The sequence below is a fragment of the Peptidiphaga gingivicola genome (assembly GCF_001652275.1).
GTDB lineage: Bacteria > Actinomycetota > Actinomycetes > Actinomycetales > Actinomycetaceae > Peptidiphaga > Peptidiphaga gingivicola.
Genome location: NZ_LVZK01000001.1, coordinates 1,581,943 through 1,593,799, shown reverse-complemented (window position 1 = coordinate 1,593,799; position 11,857 = coordinate 1,581,943). Strand labels below are relative to the sequence as shown.

The 11,857-nt window shown below is 66.0% G+C and carries 11 protein-coding genes; 5 read left to right on the top strand and 6 right to left on the bottom strand.

Annotation, left to right across the window (positions count from 1 at the left end; translation table 11 throughout):
- Positions 1-161: 161 nt before the first annotated feature.
- The 5 genes from A4H34_RS06605 to A4H34_RS06585 all read left to right on the top strand — a co-directional run bounded on the left by A4H34_RS06605 (position 162) and on the right by A4H34_RS06585 (position 8,075).
- Entirely contained in the window at positions 162-1,625 is a 1,464-nt protein-coding gene (locus A4H34_RS06605) for a cytochrome ubiquinol oxidase subunit I (protein ID WP_064231446.1), read from the top strand.
- Between the two features lie 11 nt (positions 1,626-1,636).
- Positions 1,637-2,761 carry a cytochrome d ubiquinol oxidase subunit II gene (gene cydB / locus A4H34_RS06600; RefSeq protein ID WP_009198899.1) on the top strand — a complete coding sequence of 375 codons (1,125 nt, stop codon included), beginning with the start codon at positions 1,637-1,639 and terminating at the stop codon, positions 2,759-2,761.
- Between the two features lie 78 nt (positions 2,762-2,839).
- The gene (cydD, locus tag A4H34_RS06595) at positions 2,840-4,591 is read left to right on the top strand and encodes a thiol reductant ABC exporter subunit CydD (RefSeq protein WP_197480433.1); all 1,752 of its coding nucleotides are present in this window, start codon (positions 2,840-2,842) and stop codon (positions 4,589-4,591) included.
- Positions 4,588-6,435 (top strand): thiol reductant ABC exporter subunit CydC, encoded by a 1,848-nt coding sequence (gene cydC, locus A4H34_RS06590; protein WP_064231445.1) that lies wholly within the window; start codon positions 4,588-4,590, stop codon positions 6,433-6,435. Before cydD ends, cydC begins: the two co-directional genes overlap by 4 nt.
- Positions 6,432-8,075, top strand: coding sequence for a sensor histidine kinase (locus A4H34_RS06585; RefSeq protein ID WP_009198902.1), 1,644 nt, complete (start codon positions 6,432-6,434; stop codon positions 8,073-8,075). The genes cydC and A4H34_RS06585 overlap by 4 nt, the downstream gene beginning before the upstream one ends.
- Positions 8,076-8,185: 110 nt before the next feature.
- On the opposite strand, the gene A4H34_RS06580 is transcribed toward A4H34_RS06585, so the two are convergent.
- The 6 genes from A4H34_RS06580 to rsmD all read right to left on the bottom strand — a co-directional run bounded on the left by A4H34_RS06580 (position 8,186) and on the right by rsmD (position 11,783).
- Positions 8,186-8,833 carry a response regulator gene (locus A4H34_RS06580; RefSeq protein ID WP_009198903.1) on the bottom strand — a complete coding sequence of 216 codons (648 nt, stop codon included), beginning with the start codon at positions 8,831-8,833 and terminating at the stop codon, positions 8,186-8,188.
- Between the two features lie 65 nt (positions 8,834-8,898).
- On the bottom strand, positions 8,899-9,585 hold the full coding sequence (gene rnc, locus A4H34_RS06575) for a ribonuclease III (protein WP_009198904.1): 687 nt from the start codon (positions 9,583-9,585) through the stop codon (positions 8,899-8,901).
- Entirely contained in the window at positions 9,582-10,148 is a 567-nt protein-coding gene (locus A4H34_RS06570; RefSeq protein ID WP_064231444.1) for a YceD family protein, read from the bottom strand. Before A4H34_RS06570 ends, rnc begins: the two co-directional genes overlap by 4 nt.
- Positions 10,139-10,744 (bottom strand): ATP synthase subunit B family protein, encoded by a 606-nt coding sequence (locus A4H34_RS06565; RefSeq protein WP_009198906.1) that lies wholly within the window; start codon positions 10,742-10,744, stop codon positions 10,139-10,141. The genes A4H34_RS06570 and A4H34_RS06565 overlap by 10 nt, the downstream gene beginning before the upstream one ends.
- A complete protein-coding gene (gene coaD, locus A4H34_RS06560; RefSeq protein WP_064231443.1) occupies positions 10,741-11,229 on the bottom strand; it encodes a pantetheine-phosphate adenylyltransferase in 489 nt (162 codons plus the stop codon). Before coaD ends, A4H34_RS06565 begins: the two co-directional genes overlap by 4 nt.
- Positions 11,226-11,783 (bottom strand): 16S rRNA (guanine(966)-N(2))-methyltransferase RsmD, encoded by a 558-nt coding sequence (gene rsmD, locus A4H34_RS06555; protein ID WP_064231442.1) that lies wholly within the window; start codon positions 11,781-11,783, stop codon positions 11,226-11,228. Before rsmD ends, coaD begins: the two co-directional genes overlap by 4 nt.
- Between the last annotated feature and the right edge of the window lie 74 nt (positions 11,784-11,857).

The window sequence follows — 11,857 nt, the reverse complement described above, 5'->3', positions numbered from 1 at the left end:
TCCTCCGAAGAAAGCACATCGACTTAAAAGGAAGTTACCTTGGTGTCGATTCTGAATTAACAGCGCAGGCAAAAGCTTTCCTGACAATTTGTCAGATCGCGGAGGAAATCTGTTCTACACTGGAAGAGTTCAATCGGACCACGTCCACGGAAGGCTCAACGATGGAAGCTTTCGAACTGGCACGCTGGCAGTTCGGCATCACAACCGTATACCACTTCTACCAGGTGCCTCTGACAATCGGCCTGTCCACACTTGTGGCCGTCATGCAGACGAAGGCCCGCCGCTCCGGCGACCCTGCATGGCAGAAAGCGACCGATTTCTTCGGAAAGATTCTGCTCATCAATTTCGCCTTGGGCGTGGCGACGGGAATTGTTCAGGAGTTCCAGTTCGGAATGAACTGGTCGGAGTATTCCCGCTTCGTCGGCGACATTTTCGGAGCGCCCTTGGCTTTCGAGGCTCTGCTCGCATTCTTCCTGGAATCGACCTTCTTGGGCCTGTGGATCTTCGGCAAGAACCGTCTTTCCCCGAGGCTCCACAACATGTGCATCTGGCTCCTGGCAATAGGCACGATGCTGTCCGGCTTCTTCATTCTCGCCGCCAACTCCTTCATGCAGAATCCAACGGGCGCCGTCGTCAATCGCCAGACGGGACGGCTCGAACTGGACGGAGTCGGCGGCTTTTTCCGAGTGTTGTTCTCGGAAACTTCCCTTTACACCTTCGCCCACACGATCAGCGCCGCCTTCCTCGTCGCGGGCGGGCTCGTGGCCGGGCTCAGCTTTTGGTGGATGGCCCGTTCGCGTCGCAAGACGGGAAGCGAGGAGGAAGCCCGCAAATACTGGAAGCCCGCGGCCAAGGTCGGCCTCGTCGCGATGCTTGTCTCTTCGTGCGTCGCCATCGGCTCCGGCCATTTCATGGGCCAGCACGTCAAGGACATTCAACCCGCCAAGGCCGCGGCGATGATGGGCGTGTGCGAATCGGGAGAGAGCCACGACCTCGTCATCGCCATGTGGACGTCCGACTGCGACGGCCCCCAGCTTACCCTTCCGTTCCCCGGCGGACTCGAATCGTTCATGGCCACCAACCATTTTTCGGGCAAAGAATCCTTCCTCAAGGGCTTGGACGAGGTCAACGCCGAGCTGAAGGCCAAGTACGCCGACGTCTACGGATCCGACCAGGACTACCGGCCGAATCTGACGGTCGCCTTCTGGTCCTTCAGAGCCATGATGGGCATCGGCTTCCTAGGGCTGGCGATGTCGATCTTCGGCCTCTACTCGCTGCGCGGAGACAAGATCGAGAAGTCCGAGAGAATGGGCAGACTCTGGCTTTTGGCCATTCCCCTGCCTTTCCTTGGCAACTCTTTCGGCTGGCTGCTGACGGAGATGGGTCGCCAACCGTGGATCGTCAATCCCGGTGAGAACGGCATCATGCTGATGACCAACCAGGGCCTGTCGAACTCCGTGAGCGGAGGGACCGTGCTCACGTCGATGGCTGTCTTCACCCTCCTTTACAGCGCTCTGGGAGTCGTTTGGATCGCGCTGCTGCGGCGTTATGCGCTCGAAGGCATCGACACCCGCAAGAAGGCTGTGAAGCTCAGCGAGTCCGCCCCCATGACCTTCGCGTACTGAAAGGAACGATCGTGGAACTGACAACCATTCAGCTTCTCTGGTTCTCCGTCGTTGCGGTGCTGTGGATCGGCTACCTCGCGCTGGAAGGATTCGACTTCGGCGTCGCCATGCTGTTGAAGATCCTTCCCAAAACGTCGAAAGAACGGCGCGTCGCGCTCAGCTCCATCGGCCCGCACTGGGACGGAAACGAAGTTTGGGTCCTCACCGCGGGAGGCGCCACGTTCGCCGCGTTCCCCGAGTGGTACGCGACGATGTTCTCGGGCATGTACCTCGCGCTCATGCTCATTTTGGTCTGCCTCATCGTCCGCGTCTGCGCCATCGAATGGCGAAAAATGATCGACACCGATGCCTGGCGCAACGGCTGGGACACAGCCCACACCGTCTCGGCCTGGGTCGTTTCTTTCCTGTGGGGCGTTGCCTTCGCCAACCTGGTTCAGGGAATGCACATCGAGGTGGGCCATTACGACGACGGCGCCTTTGTGCCCGTCGCGCCTCAGGACGCCGCGAGCTCGCTGGCGGACAACTACCACTATCTCACGGGCGGATTTTTCTCGCTCATCACCCCCTTCACGGTGCTCGGCGGAATCGTGACCGTAAGCCTCTTCCTTTCCCACGGCGCGATTTTCCTCGCGTTGAAGACCGCGGGCGACCTCAGGAAACGAGCCCGCGCCTTCGCGAAGAAGTCCATTCTGGTTTCGACGTCCGCCACGGCCGCATGGGCCCTGTGGGCGCAATTCGCCCACACGAACAACGCGATTTCGATCGTTCCCCTGGCTTTGTGCGCGCTGAGCCTCGTCACAGCGGCGGCATTCCTCTACAGGGACCGCGAGGGCGCGGCCTTCATGGCCCATTTCGTCGCCATCGCCCTGGCCGTGGCCTTCATCTGGTTCACGATCTTCCCCGACGCCCTCAAGTCGTCCGTGGATTCGCGTTATTCCCTCACTCTCGCTCAGGCCGCGGCCACCGGCAACACGCAGACGATCATGTCGGCCGCGGCGCTCGTATTCGTCCCGATAGTCCTCGGGTACACGGTGTGGTCGTACAAGGTTTTCTCGCGGCGCATCTCCGTCGAGCACATCCCCGACGAGACGCCGGGCCTGGACCCGAAGAAGGTCAGGAGTTTCGAAAACGCGTGACGCCCTTGAGCCCGGGCCTGGCCCCGGCGGGCGCCGTCGTCCGATAAGGTACGGGGGAATCGACCGAAGGACAGATGAGTGAAGCCCCTCGACCCCCGACTTCTGCGCTATGCGCGTTCGGCCAGGGCCTACATGGCCTTTCTCGTGGCCGCGGGCATGGCGACGACGATCCTCGCCGTCGTCCAATGTTGCGCGACGGCGGCTGCGCTTGCCCAGCTCGTTTCGCGCGGCGGCTCCTCGGCGGGCCTCGGCCTGCCCTTGGGCCTCGTCGCCGGGGCGTTCGCGGGGAGAGCGCTCGTTGGGTACGCGCAAGAGGCGGCAGGCCATCGTGCGGCCCTGCGGACCATCGCGCAGCTGCGCGGGCGCGTCCTCGATTCGGCGGCAGACAGGGGGCAGCGCTGGCTCGCCGACGGGAAGACAAGCTCGACCGTCACGCTCGCAACCGAGGGCCTTGACGCGCTCGAACCGTACTTCGTCAGGTTCCTGCCGCAGCTCATCCTCACGTGCCTGGCGACGCCGGCCACGCTTGCGGCCGTCGTGTGGCTGGACTGGATCAGCGCCGTCGCGATCCTCGTCTGCCTGCCGCTCATTCCGATATTCATGGTCCTCGTGGGGAAGATGACGCAGGCATACTCAAATGAGCGCCTGCGAGCCATGCAGCGCCTGGGCTCCCAACTCCTCGACCTTCTCGCCGGCCTGTCCACCCTCAAGGGGCTCGGCCGCGAATCGGCGCCGCGCAAGCGCGTGAAGGACCTTGGCGACTCCTACGCCCGCACCACGATGAAGACGCTCTACGTCGCCTTTCTTTCGGGGGCCGTCCTGGAGTTTCTCGCGACGGTATCGACTGCGCTCGTCGCCGTCGAGGTCGGCCTGCGCATGGTCGGGGGCGACCTCGATTTCTTTTCCGGCCTTGCGATCATCATGCTCACCCCCGAGTGCTTCAAGCCGCTTCGGGAGGTCGGGGCGCAGTTCCACGCATCCGCCGACGGCGTCGCCGCAGCCGAAAACGCCTTCGACATGCTCGAAAACGAGGGCGAGACGGAGGCTTCGCGAAAAGCGGAGGCTCCGGGGAAGGCAGCCTCGAACCTGCCCTGCCCCGACCTGGCGGTTTCGCCCGTGGTCTTCGATCGGCTCAGCGTCGCCTCCCCGGGGCGCGCAACCGTCGCCCCATTCGATCTGACGGCCAGCATCGAGCCCGGCAAAGTCACCGTTTTCCGCGGCAGGTCCGGTGCGGGGAAGTCCACCGCAGCGGCTGTCGTCCTAGGGCTCGTCTCCCCGACGTCGGGAAGCGCGAGGATCGGGCGCACGCCGATCGAACGCATCTCGAAGGAAAGCCTGTGGCGGCAGATCTCGTGGGTTCCCCAGCGGCCCGCGATCCTTCCCGGGACCGTGCTCGAGAACATGGGCTGCCCCCTCGGAGGCGAGCTCGAACGGGCGGCGTCCGTCACGGGTTTCGACGACGTCGTGGCCTGTCTGTCCGACGGCTGGAACACGAGAATCGGCCACGGCGGGGTCGGCCTGTCGGTGGGCCAGCGGCAGCGTTTGGCGCTTGCGCGCGCCCTCGTGAAACCTCGGCCTTTCGTGCTTCTCGACGAGCCTTCCGCCCATCTCGACGCGGCCTCCGAAGAGCTCGTCGCACGCGCAGTGCGCGAGCTGCGCGCAACGGGACACACGGTGCTCGCCGTCGCCCATAGGTCGGCGCTCATTGAGGAGGCCGATGCGGTGATCGACGTCGCAGCGAGAAGCGACGTCCCAGAAAGAAGCCAAGCCCTAGAAGAAGCCGAAGCGGCTGAAAGCGACGCGACGAGCCCGACGGGAGGATCGCAATGAAGGCGCTGCCCAAATCGGAACGCATCGCCTTGCGGCGCGTCTTTGCCCTGCTCGGCGTCGCGAAGGCCCCGCTGGCCTGGGCAGTCGTCACGGGAGTCGCGACGCTCGTGTGCGCCGTCGGGCTTGCAGCGGTCTCCGCCTGGCTCATCGCCCGCGCCTCCCAGACGCCGCTCGTGGCCTCCCTGGCCTTGGCGGCGACGATCGTCCGAGCCTTCGGCGCGAGCCGCCCCGTTTTCCGCTATCTTCGGCAGCTGACAAGCCACTCCGTGGCGCTCCGCGGCATGTCGAATCTGCGGTCGGCCGTCTACTCGAGGCTCGCCGACTCACGCATCGACAGGGTGACGCGGATACGCCGCGGCGACCTTTTGGCGCGCACGGGCAGAGACGTCGACGCCGTCGGCGACCTCGTGGTGCGCGCATTGCTGCCCATCGCCGTGGCGGTCTTCGCCTCTGCGGCGAGCGTGGCAGTCGTCGCCTTCTTCTCCCCCGCCGTCGCCCTGACACTCGCCTGCTGCCTTGCCGCAGCGGGCCTTGTCGGCCCGTACGCGTCGATGCGCGGGGCGCGCCTGGCGGAGATCCAGCAGGTCGAGGACCGGGCGGAGCTCGTCGCGCTTTCGCTCACCATGCTCGAATCCAGCGACGAACTGCGCGTCTCCGGGCGGATGGGCGCTTTCGCGTCGGCTTTGGACGACGCCGAACGGAGGATCTTCGCCAATCGCGACGCCGCCGCCAGGCCGGGGGCCCTCTTTTCGGCAATCGAGACCCTGGCGACGGGATGCGCCGTCCTCGCCGCACTTGTCGTTGGCGGAGGCGAAGTGGCGGGCGGCGCCCTCACCCCCGTCGAGCTGGCAATCGTCGCCCTCGTGCCGCTCGCGGCCTTCGAAGCGGTCGATCCCCTCGGCGAGGCGGCCGTGCAGCTCGTTCGATCGGCGGCGGCTTCGAAACGGATACTCGACCTGCTCGACGGCGCGCAGGCCGGCGATTCCTCCGAATCCGCCCCGGCAAACTCCGATGCAAACGCGGATTTCACGAAGCCGGGCGCCGCGGCGCGCCGCACCGCCGGGAGCTTCGCCGCATCCAGGCCCGCCGAGACGGAGCCCGTCGCCGAGAGCCTGGTTGCGAAGGGCCTCGTCATCGGCTGGCCGGGCGGGCCCGAGCTGAGCGCCCCCATCGACCTCGCAGTCGAGCGCGGCTCGTCCCTCGCCGTCGTCGGACCGTCGGGAATAGGCAAGACGACGCTTCTTTACACGCTCGCCGGGATGCTCGAGCCCAAGGCGGGATCGGTCCTGCTCGACGGCAGGCCGGTTCATCTCATTCCTCGCGCGGAAGTCTCGACGTCTTTGACGCTGACGGCCGAGGACGCCCACCTGTTCAAGACGAGCATCCTGGAAAACCTGAGGGTGGCCCGCCGGGACGTGTCGGAAGAGGAGGCCGCCGAGCTGCTCGTCAAAGCGGGGCTGGGACCGTGGCTGGCGGAGCTGCCCGACGGCGTCCACACCGTCCTGGGCGCCGACGCGACGACGGTTTCGGGCGGCGAACGCAGGCGACTCCTCCTCGCCCGGGCCCTTGCTTCTCCCGCGGACTGCCTGCTGATCGACGAACCGGCCGAGCACCTCGACGGGGAAACGGCCGACGCGCTCATCCGAGACCTTGCGTCGACGGAAGGCAAGACGGTCATCCTCGTCTCGCACCGCCTGACGGCGCTCGAAGGGGTCGATTCCGTCGTCGTCCTCGACAGGGCCGGCGACAAGGCCCGCGTGCTGGCGCAAGGGGCCCACGACGAACTCGCCGCCTCGCTTCCCGCCTACCGATGGTCGCTTTCACGAGAGGAGAGCAGACGATGATCGATCCGAGCGAGCTTCTCAGAAGGGCCCTCGACCTGACCTCGCGGCTAGACCACTACTCGGCGCTCCAAGCCTTCGTCGAATCCGCGGCGACCCTGACCGGAGCCCGCTACGGCGCCCTCTCGGTGCTCGACCTCAGGGGAAACACGGTCCAGCTCGTCTATTCGGGTCTGGATTCGATGTCCAACGGACTCATCGGCCATCCCCCCATGGGATATGGGCTTTTCGGCGAGATGCCTGACGACGCCTACATCATCCGAAACAACCTCGCCGAGGAATTCCCCGATCCCCCGTGGCCCGACGACCATCCGCCCATGGACAACTTCCTCGGCGTTCCGCTCGTCGTGCGCGGACGCCCCTTCGGCCACCTCTATCTCGCCCACAAGGACGGAGACTTTTCGGACGACGACGGCGAAGCGATCATGATGCTGGCGCGAGCGGCAAGCATCGCTGTCGAGAATTCGCGGCTGTTCGCCGAGTCCGTGGTCAGGGCGCAGTGGATCGCCGCCTCTCGCGCCATCTCTACCGCCCTTCTCGAGGGCAAAGACGAGGAGGACGTCCTCGCGCTCATCGCCTACGAGATGCGACGCGTGGCCAAAGCCGACGTCGCGCTCATCGTCCTCGAGGGCGTTGCCGGCGCATGGACCTGCGAGATAGCCGACGGCGAAGGCGCCTCCGAGATCGTCGGCGTCGATTTTCCTCCGACGGGACGCGCGCAGAGCGTCATCCGCGACGGGCAGGGAATGATCATCGACTCGATGTCGCGCCAGGCTCAGCTGCAGGTTCCGATGCTCGCCTCCTACGGAAGCGCGCTTTACGCGCCCATGGTCGCCAAAGGCTCGACGATGGGCGTCATCATCCTCCTGCGCGCGCAGGACAAACAGGAGTTCGACCTGTCCGACCTCGCCATGGCCGAGGCCGTGGCGAAGCAGGCCGCGCTCGCCCTGGAGCTGGCCGACGCCCGCCACATTCAAGCCCAGGCCTCCCAGCTGGAGGAGCGCGCCCAGATCTCGCGCGACCTCCACGATCTGGCCATACAGCAGCTCTTCGCCTCGGGCATGGAGCTGACGGCCGTGCGCAACGACCTGGCGGCCTCGGGTGCCGCGCCGGAAACCGCCCTTGAGAGCCTCGACAACGCCATCAATTCGATCGACGAATCCGTGGGCCAGATCCGGCAGATCATTTACTCGCTTCGCGATCCGCAGGCGACGGCGCCGATCGTCTCGCGGCTGCGCCGAGAGGTCGAGCACGGCGCGAAGATCCTGGGGTTCCGTCCGAAGCTGCGGATCGTCAACCTCGGCACCGCGGTTGACGGGGGGCTCCACACCGAGATCGACGACGAACTCGGGGCCGACGTGGCCGACGACGTCGTCGCCGTCGTGCGCGAATGCATAGCCAATGCGGCCAAACATGCGCGAGCCGCATCGGTGGGGATCGACATTGCGATAGAAAACCACAGGGTCTCCGTCACAGTGATCGACGACGGTCAGGGCATCGGCCGCGACCTCAGCCGACGCTCGGGGCTGTCGAATCTCGCCGCCCGCGCGCGGCGCCACCACGGCACTTTTTCCATCCGCCCGGGCAGCGGCGGCGAAAACGGCGGAGGGACGAAGATCGAATGGACGGCGCTCGTCGAATGAGGACCGGCTGGCTGGCCGACGCCGTCTGCCGTCGCCGCTTTAGAGGCGGGCCTCAGGAATCGCGGCCGGTCTCCTCTGGCAAGGCACGCGCAATGCCGCCGTACGCCCGGCTACGAGCCGTGGCGCCAACCGGCCGCTCGCTGGCCGGCGACCCATGCGGCGACCTGCGTGCGGCGCTGAAGGCCCATTTTCGACAGGAGCGAGGTGATGTGGTTTTTGACGGTCTTTTCTGCGACGCCCAAGCGGTCGCCGATCTCGCGGTTCGAAAGGCCGTCGCCGATGAGCTCGAGGACCCTCCGCTCGGAAGGCGTGAGGTCGGCGGTGGGGTCGGCGTGGTCGGCTCTGCGTCTCGACACAGTCCGTTCGTCGAGAAGGACCCTTCCCGAGGCCACAGCCTTGATGTTCTCCGTGATCTCGGCGCCGCGCACGGATTTGAGGAGGTACGCCTTCGCGCCCGCGGCCTGGGCCTCGGCGAGCGCCTCGTCGTCGTCGAAGGACGTCAACACGATGCACTTCGTGTCTGGAACGGCCTCTGTGAGGCGGCGGATAATGTCGATTCCCGTACCGTCGGGCAGGCGAAGGTCGACGAGTGCGACGTCGGGGTGGACGAGCTCCCCGCGACGGATCGCTTCCTGGACGCTTCCGGCCTCCGCGACGACGATGAGGCCGTCCATGCGGTCGACGACCTCCGCAATGCCTCGGCGCACCACTTCGTGATCGTCGATGATCATGACTCTGATGTCATCGTCTGATGCCATACACTCCCCTTTACACGGACCTGCCTCTATCATACCTACACGGGAACGCCATTACACATTCGCGGCTAATCGCCATTTTCGGCCGTGATCGTGCGGTAGGCGACTTGCGCCGCGGCCTGCCTCGCGGTCTTCTTCGAGCTTCCCGTGCCCTCTCCCCACACGCGTCCGCCCATCGAGGCCACGGCCGTGTAGACGCGTTGGTGGTCGGGGCCCTCGCTCGTGAGTTCGAACTGGAGGGATCCGACCATCCCGCGCTCGTGCGCAACCTCCTCAAAGCTCGTCTGCCAGTCGAGGTTCGGCCCCAAAAGCGACGCGTCCTCGATTTTCGCTGCCACGAGCCGCTCGACTATCTTTCGCGCCACATCCAGACCGTGCTGAAGGTAGGTCGCTGCTATGAGCGCCTCGACGGTGTCGGAGAGGATGGAGTCTTTGTCTCGGCCCCCGCTGAGGTCCTCGCCGCGCCCCAGACGGATAAAACGGCCGAGCTCGAGCTCGCGTGCGATCGAGGCGAGGGCCTTCTCGGAGACGGCGAAGGTCTTCATCCGCGACATGTCGCCCTCGCGCGAGTCCGGAAACTCGCGAAAGACCTTGTCTGCGGTGATGAAACCCAAAACGGAGTCGCCGAGGAACTCGAGCCGTTCGTTGTGCGGCTCGTCGTGCTCGAAGGCGAAGGAACGGTGCGTCAGGGCGAGCCTGAGCAAGGGGCGCCTGATGTCGACGCCCCACCGTTCGACGAGTTCGCGATAACTCACTGTTCCATGTCTCCGCGCAGCTTGGCTTCGAGGGCCGCCAACGGGTCGTCGTCGTTCGTCGGCAGCGGGTGGAAATGGTCGTCCGGCAGCTCCTCCCACCGCTTGCCGCAGCCGGAGCACAGGCCCTGGCAATCCGGCTCGCACAGCGGCGTAAAAGGAAGCGAGAGGACGATCGCGTCCCGCAAGACGGGTTCGACGTCCACGTGGCCGTCCTCAATGACGGGAAACTCCTCGGCCTCCTCGTCGCCCTCCTCGATGAGGGCGAGCCTCCTCTCGGGATAGAACGCCAGCTCGCCGACGGCCTCGTCGACGTCGTACTCGAAGCGGCGCACGCACCTGGCGCACTCGCCGACGACGTGGGCGGCGACGGACCCGCCGATGTACACGCCCTCGGAAACCGACTGCAAGGTCAGCCGCACCTGAAGCGGGCTGCCTTCGGGAACGCCGATCAGCTCCGTGCCCAGGTCCGCGGGCGCATCAAGCGTGCGCTCCCATTCGATAGAAGCGCCTTCCTGCCGGGGAAGGGACGCCAGATCGACGACGAAGGGGCTCCTCACGTCCACGAGTCCTCCTCGTATTCCATTCCCTCGTCCACAGGATCGATCTCCCCCTGGCGCTCGGCTATGACCCTGCGCCCGGCCTTGACCTGACCGAGGACGACGTCGATCTTCCCTTGAAACTCGCGGGAAAGCCCATCCATGGAGTTGCCGAGCTCAGCCACCTGGTCCTGCAGCTCGCGCAGGCGCTCGTCCGAGTATTCGTCCGCGCCCTTCTTCATCGCCTCCGCCTGGTTCGTCGCGTCATCGACGATCCGTTGCGCCTGGGACTTCGCCGCGACGGTCACCGCATCCTGGGAAACCAGGCGCGCGGCCTGCTCGCGCGCCTGGGCGACGATGTCCTCGGCGTCGTGCTCGGCCCGTTCGCGAATGCGGGCGGCCTCGTCGTGCGCGCGCGCCGTCACCGAGTCGACTTCGGCGAGCAGGCCGTCCGCCTCGACGAGCTGATCGGGAAGAATGTCGCGTGCGGTCGTCAACAGTTCGATGACCTGCGATCTGTTGACCATCGCCGAGGCCGACATGGGCACGGACCTCGCAGAGCGGACGATGTCGATCAGCTGGTCGAGAATATCGACGACGGAGGCGGCGTCGGGTGAAGTCATTGTTGCTCCTCGGTGCGATGGATGCCGGCGAAGGCCTCTGCCACGCCCGGCGGTACAAGATCTGTGACGTCCCCTCCGTGCCGCGCCACGTCTTTGACGAGGGAGGAGGCGATGTGCGTCAAGGCGGGGTCGCCCAAGACGAAGACCGTTTCGATGCCCGTCAGGCTGCGGTTCATGAGGGCCATGGGCTTTTCCGCGGAAAAGTCGGCTTCTCCCCGCAGCCCCTTGACGACTACGTCCGCGCCGAGCTCTTTGCACAGGTCCACGAGAAGGCCGGGCATGGCAACGGCGCGCACGCCGTCAAGCCCTTCGACGGCCGCCTCGGCCATGGCCAGCCGCTGAGCGGGGTCGAAGGCGTGCCGCTTGGAGGCGTTGAAGCCGACGGCGAGGATCACCTCGTCGGCGAAGGCGCGGGCGCGCACGGCGATGTCCACGTGCCCCAGGGTGACGGGATCGAAGGAGCCGGGAAACACGGCAATGGTCATGTGTCAAGCCTAGCGGGCGAAACGCTGAAAATGCGCGTATCCCCGAAGGCGCGTTCGTCGGTTGTCGCGAAACCCGAGGGCCAGGAGGGCTCCGGCGAGCGCGAGGACCTTTCGACCACGGCTACGCCGTCGGGCGCGAGGACGCCGGGAAGGCGGGCCAGGACCGCCGCGAGACGCTCTTCGTCGAGGTTGTAGGGAGGGTCGAGGAAAACGACGTCGAAGGCCGTCTGCGACGGGCCGGCCAGCCGCGACTCGACCCGCATGCAGCTGACCTTGGCCCTGAGATTGAGGGCCCTGGCGTTGGCTCGAATGAGCTCCGCCGCTTTGCGGGAGGATTCGACGCATTCGACGAAAGCGGCGCCGCGGCTGGCTGCCTCCAGGCCGAGCGCGCCGGAGCCGGAGTAGAGGTCGAGCACCGCGCACCCCTCGACGTATCCGAGATGGTCGAGCCGTGAGAAGAGGGCTTCCCGCACGCGCTCGCTCGTCGGGCGCGTGCCGCTGGCCGGAACCTTGATCGTGCGGCCTTTCGCGGCGCCCGCGACTATCCGGGTCATATCCCCTCGCCTTCCATGTCCGTTCGCTTTTCGCGCCGCCTCGACTTTGCCGACCCGTCGAGATCGACGCCGCC